Here is an 18,223-nt window from a genome sequence, read left to right on the forward strand (position 1 = left end):
TTCGAAACAGATCCGACCCGGATGTTCCCGCCCAAACAAAAAGGACGGCCGCAGCCGTCCTTTTTTAACGCTCCGGCGCAAGCCCGAGCTGATCACGAATCACAAAGAATAATACATGTCGAACTCGACCGGATGCGTCGCCATGCGGAAGCGCGTCACTTCCTGCATCTTGAGGTCGATGTAGGCATCGATGTACGAATCGGTGAACACGCCGCCCTTGGTCAGGAAGGCACGGTCCTTGTCGAGGTACTCGAGCGCCTGGTCGAGGCTGTGGCAGACGGTCGGGATCAGCGCGTCTTCTTCCGGCGGCAGGTGGTACAGGTCCTTGCTGGCGGCTTCGCCCGGATGGATCTTGTTCTCGACGCCGTCGAGGCCGGCCATCAGCAGCGCCGCGAAGCCCAGGTACGGGTTCATCAGCGGGTCCGGGAAGCGGGCTTCGACGCGGCGGCCCTTCGGGTTCGCCACGAACGGGATGCGGATCGAGGCCGAGCGGTTCTTGGCCGAATAGGCCAGCTTGACCGGGGCTTCGAAGCCGGGCACCAGGCGCTTGTAGCTGTTGGTGCCGGGGTTCGTGATGGCGTTCAGCGCGCGGGCGTGCTTGATGATGCCGCCGATGTAGTGCAGCGCGAAGTCGCTCAGGCCGGCGTAGCCGTCGCCTGCGAACAGGTTCTTGCCGTCCTTCCAGACCGACTGGTGCACGTGCATGCCCGAGCCGTTGTCGCCGACGATCGGCTTCGGCATGAAGGTGGCGGTCTTGCCGTAGGCGTGGGCCACGTTGTGGATCACGTACTTCTGCAGCTGGACCCAGTCGGCGCGCTGGATCAGCGTGCTGAACTTGGTGCCGAGCTCCATCTGGCCGGCGTTGGCCACTTCATGGTGATGCACTTCGACCGGGATGCCCAGCGATTCGAGCACCAGGCACATCTCGGAGCGCATGTCCTGGAAGCTGTCGACCGGGGGCACCGGGAAGTAGCCGCCCTTGACCGCGGGACGGTGGCCGGTGTTGCCGTGCTCGAATTCCTTGCCGGTGTTCCAGGCGGCTTCTTCGGACTCGATCTTCACGAAGCAGCCGGACATGTCGTTCGACCAGCGCACGCCGTCGAAGACGAAGAATTCGGGTTCCGGTCCGAAGAAGGCGGTGTCGCCGAGGCCCGAGGCCTTCATGTAGGCTTCGGCGCGCTTGGCCAGCGAGCGCGGGTCGCGTTCGTAGGGCTTGCCATCCGACGGGTCGACCACGTCGCAGGTCAGGATCATCGTCGTTTCTTCGAAGAACGGATCGATGTTGGCCGTGTTCGGATCGGGCATGAGCTGCATGTCCGACGCTTCGATGCCCTTCCAACCGGCGATCGAGGAGCCATCGAATGCGTGGCCCGAAGTGAACTTGTCTTCATCGAACGCGGAAACGGGCACGGTCACGTGCTGCTCTTTGCCGCGGGTGTCGGTGAAGCGGAAATCGACGAACTTGACCTCGTTTTCCTTCACGAGTTTGAGTACGTCGGCGACGGTCTTGGCCATCAGGTTCTCCTTGGTATAGACAGGGGGTTGGAAGTACGGGAATTCAGGATGCAGTTTCTATGCCATTGTCACAGGGGCCGGGAGCGCCTCGGCGCCCCGGGGAACCCCCAAAACAAGGCAAGTTGTAACCAATATGGTGCGTCGTTTGTCAACGCACCATTTCGGGGCCAAGCCGTGCATCAAAGCCGTGCAGACCGGCCAGCAGCTGGCTGTAGGCGGCTTCGACCCGGCTCGCATCGCCCTTGACGCCGAGCTCGATGTGGCGTCCGTGCTGCGGGTGGTCGACGCTCGGCAGGCTGAACACCTTGATGCCGGGATGGTCGCGCTCGACCGCCTGCATGAGCGGCGTCAGGGTCGCCTCCATGGCGCCGTAGACGATCACCGATTTTTCGCCGGCGCGGCCGCGCGCGAACAGGCCGGCGTAGCGGCCGTCGAGCACCGATTCGATCATCGGCCAGGCCATCACCGGGAAGCCGGGCACGAAGTGGACGTCGCCGACGCTGAAGCCGGGGATCTTGTTGTAGGTGTTCGGAATGATCTTGGCGCCGAGCGGGAACACGCCCATGTTCAGGCGGTGGACGTTGTCCGGGCGGTCGGGCTCGTAGACCGTGCCCTGCTCGCGCGCCGTGTCCTGCATGCGCTCGCGGATCAGTGCCTCGGCTTCGGGATGCAGCGCCAGCGGCACGCCCAGAGCGGCCGCCGCGCACTGGCGCGTGTGGTCGTCGGGCGTGGCGCCGATGCCGCCGGTCGAGAACACGATGTCGCCCGACGCGAAGGCGCGGCCCAGCGCCGCCGTGATGCGCACCGGCACGTCGCCCACGTACTCCGCCCAGCCGAGCTCGAGCCCGCGCGCGGCGAGCAACTCGATCACCTTGGGCATGTGCTTGTCGACGCGCTTGCCCGACAGGATTTCGTCGCCGACGACGATCAGACCGAAAGAACGGCTCATGGGGCACTCCATTGGCTCGCGGCCGCGCTGGCATCCAGCACTTCGACCGCGGAAGAGGAAACGGCGGCCGCGGCACGCTGCGCCCGCAACTGGGCCAGCGCATCGAGGCAATAGTGGGCAAACCACAGCGCCGAGAAGGCGAACACCAGGGTATAGATCCAGATGGCCAGCGGCGCCAGCACGAAGAAGGCGGCGGCGAACAAGAGGCCTGAAGCCCAGACGATGCTGGGTGCCGCACCGAGGTAGCCGCACAGCACGCCGATGCCCAGCAGCGGCAGGCGGTGGGTGCGCAGCAGCGTGTCGCGCTCCTCGGGGCTGGCGTGCTCGGCCAGCGCGTCGAAGCTCATCACGCGGTAGGTCAGCCAGCCCCAGATCAACGGCGGAAGGATCAGCACCAGCGGCGGGATCAGCCACAGCGGCATCGACACCACCAGCGCCAGCAGCGCCAGCACCGTGAGGCCGATCGAACGGGCCATGCTGCCGAAGAAAGAGGCGCCCTTCTTCTGCTCCAGGCTGGCGAAGCGCCGCTCGGCCACCAGCCGGGTGAGCGCCGGCGCCATGATGCCGGCCACGATCAGCAGCGACACCACGACGATCAGCGGCGTGGCGGCGAAGACCACCACCAGCGGCGCCAGCGCGGCCGTGACGTCGCCGGAGAAGAAGCGGCCGATCCAGCCCCAGAAGCCGGCCAGCAGGGGCCAGGCATCGAGCGCCGAGCGGGTCCAGGCCACCGCGGCGTCCCAGTAGAAATAGCCGAGCACCGTCGCCAGCGCGATCATCAGGCCGAGCGGCAGCAGCGACAGCACGATCACCCGCGGGTGCAGGCAGTAGGCGACCGCGCGCCAGAAGGAATCGAGGAGAAGACGCATCGGGTGCCGAGGATAACGCCAGCGGTGACCGCGGCGCCTCAATCCCTGCCGACCAGGCGCCGCAGCCCGAGCCATTGCTGGGCCCAGAAGCCGCGCCCGTAGTCGCGCACCCGGCCACTCGCATCGGGCTCGACCTGGTCGCGGATGCCGGTGGCGTCGTAGCGGTCTTCGAAGTTGACGCTCCGAAAGAGCATGTCCCACCAGGGCAGCAGCACGCCGAAATTGTGGCCTCCCAAGGTCTTCGGTTCCTGGGACTCGTGCCCGATGCCGATCGCGTGGTGCACCCGATGGAAGCGCGGGCTGATCCACAGGCGCTCGCCGATGGCGCCGAAGCCGAGGCGCAGGTTGGCATGCTGCAGGCTCTCGCTGAGCTGGGTGAAAGCGACGATCGCGATGAACTGCCCCGGCGCGACGCCGATCAGCTGCGCCACGAGGACGATGATCGCGTCGTGGATCAGGTCGTCGAGCAGGTGGTTGCGGTTGTCGCTCCACATCGTCATCTGGCGCTGCGAGTGGTGCAGCGAATGCAGCGCCCACCACCAGCGGAAGCGATGCTGGCCGCGGTGGATCAGGTACTCGACGAAGTCCAGCACGACCAGGTAGATCGCGAACGCGATCCAGGGCACGTCGGTCACGCCGGGCCAGAGTTCGTCCAGGTGCATGCTGCCCCAGCCGGCCGCGCGCGCCGCCCCCAGCAGGTCGTCGAACAGCGGTTGCACGGCGAAGAACATGGCCAGCCGGAACAGCCCGAGCCGGTGGATCAGCGTGTAGAGGATGTCGGTGCGGATCGCGCGCCGGTCGACCACCGGCTCGGCTGGCCGCCAGCGCTGCAGCGGGCCGATGACCGCGACCAGCACCGCGATCTGGATCAGGCCGACCAGCAGCCAGCCGGTGGCGTCGAAGGCATCCTCGACCCAGCCGCCCAGGCCGATGGCATAGACCAGCGGCTGGACGGCGGCCTCGAACAGCCATTGCTGCAAGGACGAGAAGAGGTCGGTGAGCCAATCCATCTGCGTGCGATCCGCGGGAACGACCGAAGGTTCAGGAATGGGCCGCGATCCAGGCGCGGTAGGCCGGATGCTGGCGCAGCGTCTCGAAGCAGAAGCCGCGGGCCTTGAGGCCGACGATCAGCGGCTCGAGGTCGGCCGGCGCCCACGGGTCCTTGCGCGACCAGATGCCCAGGTGCGCAAGCAGGATGTCGCCGGGCTGGATCTTGTCGAGCGCCTGGGCCAGCAGCTGCGCGTTGCTGTAGGTCTCGCTCGGCAGTTCGTCGCCCAGGAAGCCGGCCGGCGCCCAGGCCACGTGCTCGAAGCCGCAGGCCTTGGCGGCCGCCAGCAGCTTGGGCGAGGTCTTGCCGCCCGGCGCGCGGAACAGCGGCAGCGGCTTCTTGCCCGTGATGAGCTGCAGCCGCTCGGAGGACTTGGCGACATTGGCGCAGTATTCGGCGGCGCTCCAGGTGAACTCGCGGCCGGCGAAGGCGCCGGCCGTCGGGCGGATCCGGAAGCGCGGCTCGACGCCCTTGATGTCGCCGCGCCAGTAGGCATGGTCGTAGGTGTGGGAGGCGAACTCGTGGCCCTCGGCCGCCCTCGCCTTCCACCACGGCGCCCAATGGTTGTCGAGGCTGTCGCCGTCGGTCTGGGTGCGCTCGGCGGCGGCGAAGAAGGTCACGCGGACGTCCTGCCGCTTGAGCACCTCGGCCACCAGCGGCGCAATGCCCATGTGGCCGGTATCGAAGGTCAGGTAGACCGGCTTGGCGCAGGCCTGGGCCAGCGCCTGGCCCGAGACGGCCGCGCAGGCCGCCAGCAGCAATGCGCCGGCGGCAAGCCTAGGCCGGCGCCGGGCCGCCAGCGCGGCGAAGTCCGCGCTTCGCGCAGACTGGCGGCCTGCTGACTCCCCCTCGGGGGGCAGCGACCCACACGCAGTGGGGGAGCGTGGGGGCCATTCAGGACTTGGCATGGTCGAGCGTCCACACCCCGTGCGGCGACCGGCCGACGTTCACCTGCCGCACCACCTTGCGGCTGGCCAGGTCGACCACGCTGAGCTTCTTGGCCCAGCGCGAGGTCACGTAGAGGGTCTTGCCGTCGGCCGAGACGTCCATGCAGTCGGGTCCGCCGGGCACCGGGTAGGTGTCGGTCACCTGCAGCGTCGCGAGGTCGATGCGGCTGATGGTGTTGGCCACCCGGTTGCTGACGAACACGCTGCGGCCGCCGTCGCCGGCGGCGCGGAAGGCATGGGCGCCCTTGCCGGTCGGGATCTTGCCGACCAGCTTGGGCTGGGCGCCCGCGACGTCGAACACCTGCACGCCATCGCTGCCGGTCAGGCCCACCAGCAGCGTCTTGCCGTCGTGGATGCCGAAGATGTCTGCCGGCATCGGGCCGGTCGCGGTGCGCCAGCGGATGGTCTGCGTCGCCAGGTCGACCGCGATCAGTTCGTCGCTGTCCTGCATCGAGACATAGGCCGTGGTGCTCTTGCCGTCGATCCAGATGTGGCTGGGCGTCTTGCCGGTCGGGATGCGCTTGACCAGCTTGGGCTCCTTGCCGTCCCAGCGGTAGACGTCGACGTGGTTCAGGCGGTTGCCCGCGGTGACGAACCACTTCATGTCGGGCGAGAAGCGCAGGTGGTAGGGGTCGATGATCCCGTAGACCACGCGCTGCACCTCGGCCGTGCGCGGATCGAGGAAGGTCAGCGAGTCACCGGCCGAGTTGGCGACGATCAGCGAATGCTCATCGGGCGCCAGGTAGAGATGGTGCGGCTCCTTGCCGGTCGGGATGCGCGTCTTCTCGGTCCAGCCGGTGGGCTCGATCACGCTGACGGTGGCGTCGAGGGAGTTGAGCACGAAGACTGGCGGGGGTTCGGCGGCCTGGGAAGCCACCGACGCGCAGACAAACAAAAAGGCCGCGAAACGGCCCGTCAGGGAGGAAATGGAGCGCAAGGGAGGAGTTCCGGACGAAGACTGGCTATCTTAACGACCCACACCCACCGTTGGCTGACCGCCGCGCGCGCTGCGCAGGCCTTCGACTTGATCCGCGTCAAGCCAGCGCCACTGGCCGGGCGCCAGGTCGTCCGGCAGCGCCAGTTGCCCGATGCGCGAGCGATGCAGCGCCTCGACCCGGTTGCCGACCGCCGCCAGCATGCGCTTGACCTGGTGGTACTTGCCTTCGGTCAAGGTCAGGCTCAGCTGCAGCGGGCCGGTGGCCTCGCAGGCGGCGGCCCGGACCGGCTTCGGGTCGTCGTCGAGCACCACGCCGGCCAGCAGCCGGTCGATCTGGCCCGGGTCGACCGGATGCTTGGTCGTGACCTCGTAGACCTTCGGCACATGGTGCTTCGGAGACCCCATCCGATGGATGAACTGGCCGTCGTCGGTCAGCAGCAGCAGGCCCGTGGTGTCCTGGTCGAGGCGACCGATCGCCTGCACGCCCTGCACGGCCCCCTTGTTCGGCCGCAGCCGCAGCGGCGAAGGCAGCAGCGTGTAGATGCTCGGGTAGGTCGACGGCTTCTGCGAGCATTCGGTGCCGGCCGGCTTGTGCAGCATCAGGTAGGCCTTCTCGTGGTACGCCCAGGCAGTGCCCTGGACCGTGAAGTGCAGGCCGTCGGTCGCCACGTCAGCGCCGGGATCGGTGACCGGGGCGCCGTCGATCGTGACGAAGCCCTGCTGGACCAGTCCGGCGCACACGCGCCGGGTACCGAAGCCCTGGGTGTAGAGAATTTCTTCGATATGCATTCAGTAGCCGAGCGCGAGGCCCGTGTTGCGGCGCGGATCGTTGGCGCCATAGAAGCGGTTGGCGCCCACCGGCCGGCCCCCCAGCGTGGGCGCGCCGACCAGGATCGCCGCCAGGTGGTTGGCGGGCTGGGCCTCGCCGAATTCGTGGCCCATGTCGAGCAGGATCTTGCGGGTGTCCGGCGACAGCGCGAACGGCTCGACGTTGGTCACGTCCGGCATCCACTGCTGGTGGAAGCGCGGCGCGTCCACGGCTTCCTGCACGTCCATGCCGTAGTCGACCAGGTTCAGGATGCTGTGGAGCACCGTCGTGATGATGCGGCTGCCGCCCGGCGTGCCGACCACCAGCACCGGCCGTCCGTCCCGCGAGACGATGGTCGGGCTCATCGAGCTCAGGGGCCGTTTTCCCGGCGCGATCGCGTTGGCTTCGCCCTGGATCAGCCCGTACATGTTGGGTTCGCCCGCCTTCGAGGTGAAGTCGTCCATCTCGTTGTTGAGCAGCACGCCGGTGCCTGCCGCCATGACCTTGGCGCCGAACCAGTCGTTGAGGGTGTAGGTCACCGACACCGCATTGCCCCACTGGTCGAGGATCGAATAGTGCGTGGTGTTGCTGCCTTCGTGCGGCGCGACCCCGTTGCGCAGGTCCTTGGACACGCCGGCGCGCGCCGGATCGATGGTGCTGCGGATCTTGTCGGCATAGCGCTTGTCGATCAGGCGCTCGACCGGGTTCTTCACGAAGTCCGGGTCGCCCAGCTGGCTGTTGCGGTCGACGTAGGCATGGCGCATGGCCTCGATCTGGTAGTGCACGCCCTGGGCCGACCGGAAGCCCAGCGACTTGAGCGGGTAGCCCTCGAGGATGTTCAGCATCTCGCAGAGCACCACGCCGCCCGAACTCGGCGGCGGCGCCGAAATGACGCGATAGCCGCGGTAGCTGCACTCGATCGGAAGCAGTTCGCGCGCCTTGTACTGGTCGAGGTCGGCCTGCGTGATCAGCCCGCCCCCGGCCTGGTTCGAGGCCACGATCGCGCTGCCCACGGGCCCCTTGTAGAAGCCGTCGACCCCGTGGCGGCTGATCGCCTTCAAGGTCTTCGCCAGGTCTTTCTGGACCAGCTTCTGCCCCACGGCGAAGGCTTCGCCCTTGTTCAGGAACACCGCCGCCGACGCCGGATCGCTGCTGAAATCGGTGGTGGCGGTCGCCAGCATGTCGATGTCGCCCTGCTGCAGCACGAAGCCGCGTTCGGCCAGCGCGATCGCCGGCGCGACCAGCGCGCTGCGCTTCATGGTGCCGTACTGTTCGCGGGCCCGCTCGAGGCCGGCGACCGTGCCGGGCACACCGACCGCGAGGTGGCCCCGGGTGCTGAGGCCCGGAATCAGGTTGCCGGTCTTGTCGAGGTACATGTCGGGCGTTGCCGCCAGCGGCGCCTTCTCGCGGAAATCCAGGAAGGTCTTGCGGCCGTCGGCCAGCTGCGCCGTCATGAATCCGCCGCCGCCGAGATTTCCGGCCGCCGGATAGACCACCGCCAGCGCGTAGCCCACCGCCACCGCGGCGTCGAACGCGTTGCCGCCGCGCTTGAGCACATTGACGCCCACCTGGGTCGCCAGGGTTTGGGCGCTCACGACCATGCCGTTCTCGGCGGTGACCGGTGCCTGCGAGGCCGCCTGCGCAAAGGCGCCGGCCCACGTGAATGCCGCTGCCACGCCCAAGCGCAGCGCCTTCGTCCAGCAGTGGCGCCGCGCATGCACGTCGCTGTGGGTCGTCAATGTCGTCTTCGATGAATCCATGGGCCTCTTTGCACGGGACAGGGGGTGCCGTGGAGGGATTGGATCGCAGATGCGCCGCCGATGCAAAATGCATCGGCGGCGCGTTCTTGAGTGGTGGAGCTGGGGGGATTTGAACCCCCGTCCGCAAGCCTTCGTCGCGCAGATCTACATGTTTAGCGATCTGATTTGAGTCTCGCCACCGGTGTCGCGCAGTCGCACGCTACACCGGCCGCCAGCACCCTATTTTCTCGTCCCGACCCAAGGTACCCGGATCAGGACCAGCCCATGTAGATTATCTTTGCAGCCGGGAGGCGTCAGATTGCTCTAGCGCCCCCTTGCCCAGCCCATCGGCCTGCTGTTGCAAAGCTCACCGGCAATTAAGCGGCGAGTGCGAAACGTTCGTCGTTTGCAGTTAGTTTGTTTGAATCTGTTTTACGAGCGCATTCAGCTCGACATGCCCCGCTGCGATTCCGAACCCACGTCGAAACCAGTGCAGCCCCAAGCCTCGCATTTTAGGCCTGTTTCAGCCATTGCAAGAGCTCCATCGGCGAAGCGATGGCGGCGTCGGCCTCCCAGCGCGCGACTTCCGCCTGCTCGCCCATGTAGCCGTAGGTCGCAGCCACGGTCCGCATGCCGGCGGCCCGGCCGGCCATCATGTCGCGTTCGTCGTCGCCCACGTAGACACAGTGCTCCGGCGCGACGCCCAGCCGGCGCGCCGCCTCGAACAGCGGCTCCGGATGCGGCTTCGCATGCGGCGTGGTGTCGCCGCTGACGATCGCGCGCGCACTCTCGAACAGCGCCATCGCGCGTGTCAACGGCACCGTGAAGCGCTCGGACTTGTTGGTGACGACGCCCCACTGCAGGCCCGATGCCCTCAGCGCCTCGACCAGCTCGGCCACGCCTTCGAAGACCTGCGTGTTGAGCAGCATCCGCGATTCGTACTTGACGAAGAACTCTTCCCGCAGTACCGGGAAATCGGGCGCCTCGGGCGTGATGCCGAACGCCACGCCCAGCATGCCCCGCGCGCCGGCGCCCGCCATCGGGCGATAGCGCGCGAGCGGCAGCGAAGGCAGGCCGCGCTCGGTCCGCATCTGGTCGGCCGCGGCGCCCAGGTCGGGGGCGCTGTCGATCAGGGTGCCGTCGAGGTCGAACAGGACGGCTTCGGTGCGGCGCGTGCTCACAGGGGAGCCGCCGGCTTGCGGGTCGCGAACATGTAGTTGACGCTGGTGTCGCCGCTCAGCCAGTAGCGCCGGGTCAGCGGGTTGTGCTCCAGGCCGCGGGTGTGGCGCAGATCGAGTCCGGCCGCACGGCAATGGGCGGCCAGCTCGCTCGGCCGGATCAGCTTCTGGTATTCGTGGGTGCCGCGCGGCAGCATGCCCAGCAGGTACTCGGCCCCCACGATCGCCAGCATGAAGGACTTGAGGTTGCGGTTGATGGTCGAAAAGAAGACCCAGCCGCCGGGCTTGGCGAGGTCGGCGCAGGCCTTGACGACGGAGGCCGGATCGGGCACGTGTTCGAGCATCTCCATGCAGGTCACGACGTCGAAAGTGGCTGGCTGCTCGGCCGCCAGCGCCTCGGCACTGACCGAACGGTACTTGACGCCGCGCGTGCCGGCCTCAAGGGCATGCAACTGCGCCACCTTGAGCGCCTTGTCGGCCAGGTCGACACCCAGCACCTCGGCGCCCTTGCGCGCCATCGAGTCGGCCAGGATTCCGCCGCCGCAGCCCACGTCGAGCACCTTGCGCCCGGCAATCGGTGCGATGCCGTCGATCCAGTCGAGCCGCAGCGGATTGATTTCGTGCAGTGGCCGGAATTCACTTTCGAGATCCCACCAGCGGTGCGCGAGTTCGGAAAATTTGGCGAGTTCCGCCGGATCGGCATTCACGGTATCTGTCATGCAGCGATTATGAAACGTCGCGAATTGAAATGCCGGCGCGCGGCCGGCCATAAAAAAACCCCGCCGAGGCGGGGTTTTCATCAGCGATTCTGGCGAATCACTTGTTGGGGCGGGTGCCGACCACTTCGATTTCCACGCGGCGGTTCTTGGCGCGGCCTTCGGCGGTGCGGTTGTCAGCGATCGGCTGGCTCTTGCCCTTGCCTTCGGTGTACACGCGGTTCTTTTCGACGCCTTGCGAGACCAGGAAGGCCTTGACGGCTTCAGCGCGGCGGACCGACAGCTTCTGGTTGTACGCAACGGTACCGATCCAGTCGGTGTGACCCACGGCGATGATGACTTCCAGGTTCACGTCCTTGATCTTGGAGACCAGGTCGGTGAGCTTGGCGCGGCCTTCAGGCTTCAGGACGTACTTGTCGAAGTCGAAGAATGCGTCAGCGGCGAAGGTGACCTTCGAAGCAGCGACTGCCGGGGGAACCGGAGCCGGTGCCGGAGCAGGTGCAGCAGCCACAGGAGGTGCCGGAACCAGAGCGCCGTCGCAACCAGCGGCAGCCGTTGCGGGCGTCCAGTTGGCATCGCGCCAGCACAGTTCGTTCGTGCCGTTCTTCCAGACCAGTTCGCCCGTGCCGTTTTGCCAGTTATCGATGACCGGTCCGCCATTCGCAGCGGTGACACGGGTCTGCGCGCCGGCGGCAGTGGCGAGCGCAGCGACTGCAAACATCATCGCCACTTTATTCAGTTTCTTCATGGTTCTCCTCTTGGGGAAAAAGCCGCAGCCGCGCTGCGAATCAAGGACGCTTTAAGTGACCACCACCCAAAACGTTGAGGCGATTGTGCCATAGGGTCTTTGGCAAACCCCCCCGCAGACGCCCCGGAAACGTAGGACGGAGGCGGAATACCGGCCTTGTGTTGCGGCGGTGCGACACCGTCCACAGCGTAAAATTCCGCCTCCCTTGCCGTCAGCGTGCCGCCCATGACCTCGTTCGCCAAAGAAACACTGCCCATCAGCCTCGAAGAGGAAATGCGTCGCAGCTACCTGGATTACGCCATGAGCGTGATCGTCGGGCGCGCCCTTCCGGACGCCCGGGACGGCCTCAAACCGGTGCATCGGCGCGTGCTTTTCGCCATGCACGAGCTCAACAACGACTGGAACCGGCCCTACAAGAAGTCGGCCCGTATCGTCGGCGACGTCATCGGCAAGTACCACCCGCACGGCGACCAGTCGGTCTACGACACCATCGTTCGGATGGCGCAGAACTTCTCGATGCGCCACATGCTGGTTGACGGTCAGGGCAATTTCGGCTCGGTCGACGGCGATATGGCGGCCGCCATGCGCTATACCGAGATCCGGCTGGCCAAAATTGCCCACGAAATGCTGGGAGATATCGACAAGGAAACAGTCGATTTCGGCCCCAATTACGACGGCTCCGAAAAAGAGCCGCTGGTATTGCCGAGCAAACTGCCAAATCTACTGGTCAATGGCGCCGGCGGCATCGCGGTCGGCATGGCGACCAACATCCCGCCGCACAACCTGAACGAGGTGGTCGACGCCTGCCTGCACCTGCTGCGCCACCCCGACGCCAGCATCGACGACCTGATGGAGATCGTGCCGGCGCCCGACTTCCCCACCGCCGGCATCATCTACGGCATCAATGGGATCAAGGACGGCTACCGCACCGGCCGCGGCAAGGTCGTGATGCGCGCCAAGTGCCACTTCGAGGACATCGACCGTGGCCAGAGGCAGGCGATCATCGTCGACGAGCTGCCCTACCAGGTCAACAAGAAGACGCTTCAGGAGCGCATGGCCGAGCTGGTGCACGAGAAGAAGATAGAAGGCATCAGCCACATCCAGGACGAATCCGACAAGTCCGGCATGCGGCTGGTGATCGAGCTCAAGCGCGGCGAAGTGCCCGAGGTGGTGCTCAACAACCTCTACAAGCAGACCCAGCTGCAGGACACCTTCGGCATCAACATGGTGGCGCTGGTCGACGGCCAGCCGAAGCTCTGCAACCTCAAGGACCTGATCGAGGTCTTCCTGCAGCACCGCCGCGAAGTGGTCACTCGCCGCACCGTGTTCACCCTGCGCAAGGCGCGCGAGCGCGGCCATGTGCTCGAAGGCCTGGCGGTGGCGCTGGCCAACATCGACGAATTCATCGCGATCATCCGCAACGCGCCGACGCCTCCGGTCGCCAAGGCCGAGCTGATGAGCCGCGCCTGGGACAGCAAGCTGGTGCGCGAGATGCTGACCCGCACCCGCGCCGATGGCGGCGTGATCAACGCCGACGACTACCGGCCGGACGGCCTCGAGCGCGAATACGGCATGCACGCCGACGGCCTCTACAAGCTGTCGGACACCCAGGCCCAGGAAATCCTGCAGATGCGCCTGCAGCGCCTGACCGGCCTCGAACAGGACAAGATCGTCGCCGAATACAAGGACGTGATGGCCGAGATCGACGACCTGCTCGACATCCTGGCCAAGCCGGAGCGGGTCTCGGTGATCATCGGCGACGAGCTCGGCGCGATCAAGCAGGAGTTCGGCCAGAGCAAGCTGGGCGCCCGCCGCAGCCTGGTCGAACACAGCGCCTTCGACCTCTCGACCGAGGACCTGATCACGCCCACCGACATGGTCGTGACCCTGTCGCACAGCGGCTACATCAAGAGCCAGCCGCTCAGCGAGTACCGGGCCCAGAAGCGCGGCGGCCGCGGCAAGCAGGCGACGGCGACCAAGGAAGACGACTGGATCGACCAGCTGTTCATCGCCAACACGCACGACTACATCCTGTGCTTCTCGAACCGCGGCCGGCTCTACTGGCTCAAGGTCTGGGAGGTGCCGGCGGGCTCGCGCGGCTCGCGCGGACGGCCGATCGTCAACATGTTCCCGCTGCAGGAAGGCGAGAAGATCAACGTCGTGCTGGCGCTCACCGGCGAGAAACGCACCTTCCCGGCCAACCAGTACGTCTTCATGGCGACCTCGATGGGCACGGTCAAGAAGACCGCGCTCGACGAATTCAGCAACCCGCGCAAGGCCGGCATCATCGCGGTCGACCTCGACCCGGGCGACTACCTGATCGGTGCCGCCCTGACCGACGGCGCCCATGACGTGATGCTGTTCTCCGATGGCGGCAAGGCGGTGCGCTTCGACGAGAACGACGTCCGCCCGATGGGCCGCAACGCCCGCGGCGTGCGCGGCATGACGCTGGAAGACGGCCAGGGCGTGATCGCCATGCTGGTGGCCGAGGACGAAGAGCAGAGCGTGCTCACCGCGACCGAAAACGGTTACGGAAAACGTACAAGCATTACCGAGTACACGCGTCACGGCCGGGGAACCAAGGGCATGATCGCGATTCAACAAAGTGAACGTAACGGCAAAGTGGTGGCGGCGACTCTCGTGCATGCCGATGACGAGATCATGCTCATCACCGACAAGGGTGTCCTCGTGCGCACCCGAGTCTCCGAAATCCGCGAACTGGGGCGAGCGACGCAAGGCGTCACCCTGATCGGACTCGACGAAGGCGCCAAGCTCAGCGGGCTGCAGCGCATCGTCGAGAATGACGCGAATATCGAGAATGAACCCGGCGCCGACGACGACACTTCCACCCCCCCTTCAACGGAGAACCCTCAGTGAAAAAAATCAAACTCGCGCTCCTCACGGCCGCGCTTGCCGGCAGCTCGCTGGCCATGGCCCAGGACAAGGCGACCTTGATCAAGCAGTTCATCGACATGCAGCGCCCCGGCATCGAATCGCTGGCGCGCGGACTGGTCGAACAGTCGAGCGCCCCGATCGCCCAGGCCGGCTCCCAGTACCTGCAGACGCAGGTGCCGGCCGAGAAGCGCGAAGCCGCCGCCAAGGCCGCCGATGCCGAACTCAAGAAGTACTTCGACGAGGCCTACCCGATCGTGCGCGACAAGGCCGTGCAACTGGCACCGGGCGCCCTGACCCCGATCATGGAGCAGAACTTCAGCGAAGACGAACTCAAGCAGCTCATGGCCTGGATCAGCTCGCCGCTGAGCAAGAAGTACCAGGAGGTCAACCCCAAGCTGCAGACCGCCCTGACCGAAAAGCTGGTGGCTGACACCCGCGCCACGATCGAGCCGAAGATGGTCGCGCTCGACGCCAGCGTCGCCAAGGCCCTGGGCGCACCGACCGGCGGAGCCGCTGGTGCCGGCAAGCCCGCAGCGCCCGCCAAGGCGCCTGCCAAGAAGTGACGAAGCCCGCGGGTCCGCGCCCGTACAACTTCTCCGCCGGTCCGGCCGCGATGCCGGAGGCGGTGCTGCAGCGCGCCGCCGCCGAGATGCTCGACTGGCACGGCAGCGGCATGGGCGTGATGGAAATGAGCCATCGCGGCAAGGAGTTCGGCGCGATCTGCACGCAGGCCGAGGCCGACATCCGCGAACTGCTCGCGGTACCGTCGCAGTTCCACATCCTGTTCATGCAGGGCGGTGGGCTGGGCGAGAACGCGATCGTGCCGATGAACCTGTCGCGCGGCACGCGTGCCGACTTCGTCCTCACGGGCAGCTGGAGCATCAAGTCGCACAAGGAAGCCCAGCGCTACTGCGAGGCGAAGGTGGTGGCGAGCAATGCGGCGGACGGCCACACGCGGCTGCCGGATCCGGCCGGCTGGCAGCTCTCGTCCGATGCGTCCTACGTCCACGTCTGCACCAACGAGACCATCAACGGCATCGAATTCCAGCAGCTGCCCGACCTCGCCGCGCTCGGCAGCAAGGCACCGCTGGTGATCGACTTCTCGTCGCACGTGGCGTCGCGCCCGGTCGACTGGTCGCGCGTGGGCCTGGCCTTCGGCGGCGCCCAGAAGAACCTCGGCCCGGCCGGCCTCACGATCGTGATCGTGCGCGACGACCTGCTCGGCCACGCGCTCCAGATCTGCCCGAGCGCCTTCAACTACAAGACGGTGGCGGACAACCAGTCGATGTACAACACGCCCCCGACCTGGGGCATCTACATCGCCGGCCTGACCTTCCAGTGGCTGCGGGAGCAGCAGGAAGGCGAACTGCGCGGCATCGCGGCCATGGAGGCGCGCAACGTCGCCAAGGCGCGGCTGCTGTACGACTTCATCGACGGCTCCGACTTCTACGCCAACAAGGTCGACCCCAGCTGCCGCTCGCGCATGAACGTCCCTTTCTTCCTGGCCGACGAAAGCCGCAACGAGGCCTTCCTGGCCGGCGCCCGCGAGGCCGGGCTGCTGCAGCTCAAGGGCCACAAGTCGGTCGGCGGCATGCGCGCCAGCATCTACAACGCCATGCCGCTGGCCGGCGTGCAGGCGCTGGTGGCCTACATGCGAGAATTCGAACGGTCGCGTGCCTGATCTGACCCCCACGCTCCTCACTGCGTGTGTCGCTGCCCCCCGAGGGGGCCGCAGGCCGCCTTGGGGCGGCCCGGCGCCGGCCTAGGGACCTGCAGACACCGAGCACTTGACCAATGACCGCACCAGCCACACCGCCCTCCACCCCCGAAACCTCCCCCGGCCTGGCCGATCTGCGCGTGCAGATCGACTCGCTCGACCAGCAGCTCCTCGACCTCCTGAACCGGCGCGCCCGCGTGGCCGAACAGGTCGGCGAGGTCAAGAAGCGCGAGGGCACGCCGTTCTTCCGGCCCGACCGCGTGGCCCAGGTGATCGAGAAGATGCAGCAGAGCAACGGCGGCCCGCTGAAGGCGCTGCACGTGGCCGCCATCTGGCGCGAGATCATGTCGGCCTGCCTGGCGCTCGAATCGCCGCAGCGGGTCGCCGTGCTCGGCCCCGAAGGCACTTTCTGCGAGCAGGCCGCGGTCGAGTACTTCGGCGGCGCCGCCGACCTGGTCTATTGCGCCAGCTTCGACGAGGTCTTCCATGCCACCGCCGCCGGCAGCGCCCAGTACGGCGTGGTCGGGGTCGAGAACTCCACCGAGGGCGTGGTCACGCGCTCGCTCGACCTGTTCCTGCACTCGCCGACCCACGTGGTCGGCGAGGTCAGCCTGCTGGTGCGCCACCACCTGCTGCGTTCGAGCAACTCGCTCGAGGGCATCGAGGCGGTGCTGGCCCATCCGCAGGCGCTGGCCCAGTGCCAGACCTGGCTCGCCAAGCACCTGCCGAACGCCGAGCGGCGCGCCGTGTCGAGCAACGCCGAAGGCGCCCGGCTGGCGGCCGGCAACCCGGCCTGGGCAGGCCTGGCCAGCGAACGCGCGGCCACCCGCTTCGGCCTGCACATCGTGGCCCACGCGATCCAGGACGACTCCTACAACCGCACCCGCTTCGCCGTCATCTGCCTGCCGCAGACGCTGGCGATGCCGCCGGCGACCGGGCGCGACTGCACCAGCCTCGTGGTGTCGGTGCCCAACCAGCCCGGCGCGGTGCACGACCTGCTGGTGCCGCTCAAGGCCAACAACGTCTCGATGACCCGCTTCGAGTCGCGGCCGGCCCGCACCGGCCAGTGGGAGTACTACTTCTACATCGACCTCGACGGCCATCCCTCGCAGCCCAACGTGGCCGCCGCGCTCGTCGAACTGCGCAAGCTGTGCGCGTTCTACAAGGTTCTCGGCGCCTACCCCATCACGGCATGAACCCCCACGCTCATCGCTTCGCGTATCGCTGCCCCCCGAGGGCGCGCTCAGTGCCCTTCGGGCGGCCGGGCGGGCACTGACGATGATCGAACAACTGGGCCTGATCGGCTGCGGATTGATGGGCGGCTCGTTCGCGCTGGCGCTCAAGCGCGCGAAACTGGTGAAGCGGGTGGTCGGCTACAGCAAGTCGCCCTCGACCACCGAACGCGCCCGGCAGCTTGGTGTCATCGACGTCGCGGCGCCATCGGCGCTGCTGGCGATGTCGGGCGCCGACCTGGTGCTGATCGCGGTCCCGGTCGGCGCTTCCGAGCAGACTTTCAAGGCGATCCGCCACGGCATCAACGACAAGATGTTCGTGATGGACGTCGGCTCGACCAAGGGCGACGTCATCGAGGCGGCGCGGCGCGGCCTGCAGGACCAGATCGGCGCCTTCGTCCCGGCCCACCCGATCGCCGGCAAGGAGGTTGCCGGGGTCGAGCATGCGGATGCCGACCTGTACGCCGGGCGCCAGGTGGTGCTCACGCCGGTCAAGGCCACGCTGCGCTCGAACGTGCAGCGGGCCTCCAAGGTCTGGACCGCCATCGGTGCCAAGGTGGTGACGATGACGCCCGAGGCCCATGACAGCGCCTTCGCGGCCGTGAGCCACCTGCCGCACCTGCTGGCCTTCGCCTTCATCAACGCCATGACCGCGCACCCCCAGGGGAGCCGCTTCCTCGAACTGGCGGGCCCGGGCTTCCGCGACTTCACGCGCATCGCCGCCAGCGACCCGACCATGTGGCGCGACGTCCTGCTGGCCAACCGCGAGCAGGTGCTGCTGCAGGCCCAGGGCTTCCGCGAGGCCCTGGCCCACCTCGAGGCGCTGGTGCGCACCGGCAACGCCCAGGAGCTGGAAGACGCGATCGCGGCGGCGAGCGGCACTCGCTCCCTGTGGCAGCCCGGCGTGGCCGCCTCGCCGGACTGA

The 18,223-nt window shown here is 67.2% G+C and carries 16 protein-coding genes and 1 other RNA gene; 5 read left to right on the plus strand and 12 right to left on the minus strand.

From position 1 onward, the window contains the following. Window positions 1-99: 99 nt before the first annotated feature. From glnA to ompA, 12 genes are all read right to left on the minus strand, one after another. Complete coding sequence (gene glnA, locus AC1DF3_RS08065) at window positions 100-1,515, minus strand: type I glutamate--ammonia ligase (protein WP_286526283.1); 1,416 nt, start codon at window positions 1,513-1,515, stop codon at window positions 100-102. A 148-nt stretch (window positions 1,516-1,663) separates the two neighbouring features. Further along, window positions 1,664-2,464, minus strand: coding sequence for a competence/damage-inducible protein A (locus tag AC1DF3_RS08070; RefSeq protein WP_286535602.1), 801 nt, complete (start codon window positions 2,462-2,464; stop codon window positions 1,664-1,666). Continuing rightward, window positions 2,461-3,333, minus strand: coding sequence for an EI24 domain-containing protein (locus AC1DF3_RS08075; RefSeq protein WP_286535601.1), 873 nt, complete (start codon window positions 3,331-3,333; stop codon window positions 2,461-2,463). The genes AC1DF3_RS08070 and AC1DF3_RS08075 overlap by 4 nt, the downstream gene beginning before the upstream one ends. Window positions 3,334-3,371: 38 nt before the next feature. Next, a complete protein-coding gene (locus tag AC1DF3_RS08080; protein ID WP_478139314.1) occupies window positions 3,372-4,343 on the minus strand; it encodes a sterol desaturase family protein in 972 nt (323 codons plus the stop codon). 31 nt (window positions 4,344-4,374) lie between these two features. Beyond that, on the minus strand, window positions 4,375-5,142 hold the full coding sequence (locus tag AC1DF3_RS08085; protein WP_478139315.1) for a polysaccharide deacetylase family protein: 768 nt from the start codon (window positions 5,140-5,142) through the stop codon (window positions 4,375-4,377). 133 nt (window positions 5,143-5,275) lie between these two features. Next, entirely contained in the window at window positions 5,276-6,247 is a 972-nt protein-coding gene (locus tag AC1DF3_RS08090) for a YncE family protein (RefSeq protein WP_478139410.1), read from the minus strand. A gap of 48 nt (window positions 6,248-6,295) precedes the next feature. Further along, window positions 6,296-7,054: a pseudouridine synthase gene (locus AC1DF3_RS08095; protein WP_478139316.1), complete on the minus strand. Its 759-nt coding sequence runs from the start codon at window positions 7,052-7,054 to the stop codon at window positions 6,296-6,298. After that, window positions 7,055-8,833, minus strand: a complete 1,779-nt coding sequence (ggt, locus tag AC1DF3_RS08100; protein ID WP_478139317.1) for a gamma-glutamyltransferase — start codon at window positions 8,831-8,833, stop codon at window positions 7,055-7,057. A 91-nt stretch (window positions 8,834-8,924) separates the two neighbouring features. Further along, window positions 8,925-9,312: a transfer-messenger RNA gene (ssrA, locus tag AC1DF3_RS08105) on the minus strand. Window positions 9,313-9,324: 12 nt separating this feature from the next. Then, on the minus strand, window positions 9,325-9,993 hold the full coding sequence (gene gph, locus AC1DF3_RS08110; protein ID WP_286535596.1) for a phosphoglycolate phosphatase: 669 nt from the start codon (window positions 9,991-9,993) through the stop codon (window positions 9,325-9,327). Continuing rightward, the gene (gene ubiG / locus AC1DF3_RS08115; protein WP_478139318.1) at window positions 9,990-10,709 is read right to left on the minus strand and encodes a bifunctional 2-polyprenyl-6-hydroxyphenol methylase/3-demethylubiquinol 3-O-methyltransferase UbiG; all 720 of its coding nucleotides are present in this window, start codon (window positions 10,707-10,709) and stop codon (window positions 9,990-9,992) included. The genes gph and ubiG overlap by 4 nt, the downstream gene beginning before the upstream one ends. A 97-nt stretch (window positions 10,710-10,806) precedes the next feature. Then, complete coding sequence (ompA, locus tag AC1DF3_RS08120; protein ID WP_286526293.1) at window positions 10,807-11,454, minus strand: outer membrane protein OmpA; 648 nt, start codon at window positions 11,452-11,454, stop codon at window positions 10,807-10,809. A 225-nt stretch (window positions 11,455-11,679) separates the two neighbouring features. On the opposite strand from ompA, the gene gyrA reads away from it, so the two are divergent. The 5 genes from gyrA to AC1DF3_RS08145 all read left to right on the plus strand — a co-directional run bounded on the left by gyrA (window position 11,680) and on the right by AC1DF3_RS08145 (window position 18,223). Beyond that, window positions 11,680-14,331 (plus strand): DNA gyrase subunit A, encoded by a 2,652-nt coding sequence (gene gyrA / locus AC1DF3_RS08125; RefSeq protein WP_286535594.1) that lies wholly within the window; start codon window positions 11,680-11,682, stop codon window positions 14,329-14,331. Then, on the plus strand, window positions 14,328-14,912 hold the full coding sequence (locus AC1DF3_RS08130; protein ID WP_286535593.1) for a DUF2059 domain-containing protein: 585 nt from the start codon (window positions 14,328-14,330) through the stop codon (window positions 14,910-14,912). The genes gyrA and AC1DF3_RS08130 overlap by 4 nt, the downstream gene beginning before the upstream one ends. Before the next feature lie 50 nt (window positions 14,913-14,962). Beyond that, window positions 14,963-16,030 carry a 3-phosphoserine/phosphohydroxythreonine transaminase gene (gene serC / locus AC1DF3_RS08135; protein WP_478139411.1) on the plus strand — a complete coding sequence of 356 codons (1,068 nt, stop codon included), beginning with the start codon at window positions 14,963-14,965 and terminating at the stop codon, window positions 16,028-16,030. Window positions 16,031-16,143: 113 nt separating this feature from the next. Beyond that, window positions 16,144-17,262 (plus strand): prephenate dehydratase, encoded by a 1,119-nt coding sequence (gene pheA / locus AC1DF3_RS08140; RefSeq protein ID WP_286535592.1) that lies wholly within the window; start codon window positions 16,144-16,146, stop codon window positions 17,260-17,262. A gap of 82 nt (window positions 17,263-17,344) precedes the next feature. Continuing rightward, window positions 17,345-18,223 (plus strand): prephenate dehydrogenase, encoded by an 879-nt coding sequence (locus AC1DF3_RS08145; protein ID WP_286535591.1) that lies wholly within the window; start codon window positions 17,345-17,347, stop codon window positions 18,221-18,223.

This window comes from Variovorax sp. 10N432 (genome assembly GCF_056394465.1).

Coding starts and splice junctions, on each gene's coding strand:
- gyrA (WP_286535594.1), top strand. CDS start 11,680: ATGACCTCGTTCGCCAAAGAAACACTGCCCATCAGCCTCGAAGAGGAA.
- ggt (WP_478139317.1), bottom strand. CDS start 8,833: ATGGATTCATCGAAGACGACATTGACGACCCACAGCGACGTGCATGCG.
- pheA (WP_286535592.1), top strand. CDS start 16,144: ATGACCGCACCAGCCACACCGCCCTCCACCCCCGAAACCTCCCCCGGC.
- ubiG (WP_478139318.1), bottom strand. CDS start 10,709: ATGACAGATACCGTGAATGCCGATCCGGCGGAACTCGCCAAATTTTCC.
- glnA (WP_286526283.1), bottom strand. CDS start 1,515: ATGGCCAAGACCGTCGCCGACGTACTCAAACTCGTGAAGGAAAACGAG.
- AC1DF3_RS08095 (WP_478139316.1), bottom strand. CDS start 7,054: ATGCATATCGAAGAAATTCTCTACACCCAGGGCTTCGGTACCCGGCGC.
- ompA (WP_286526293.1), bottom strand. CDS start 11,454: ATGAAGAAACTGAATAAAGTGGCGATGATGTTTGCAGTCGCTGCGCTC.
- AC1DF3_RS08145 (WP_286535591.1), top strand. CDS start 17,345: ATGATCGAACAACTGGGCCTGATCGGCTGCGGATTGATGGGCGGCTCG.
- AC1DF3_RS08080 (WP_478139314.1), bottom strand. CDS start 4,343: ATGGATTGGCTCACCGACCTCTTCTCGTCCTTGCAGCAATGGCTGTTC.
- serC (WP_478139411.1), top strand. CDS start 14,963: ATGCCGGAGGCGGTGCTGCAGCGCGCCGCCGCCGAGATGCTCGACTGG.
- AC1DF3_RS08075 (WP_286535601.1), bottom strand. CDS start 3,333: ATGCGTCTTCTCCTCGATTCCTTCTGGCGCGCGGTCGCCTACTGCCTG.
- AC1DF3_RS08070 (WP_286535602.1), bottom strand. CDS start 2,464: ATGAGCCGTTCTTTCGGTCTGATCGTCGTCGGCGACGAAATCCTGTCG.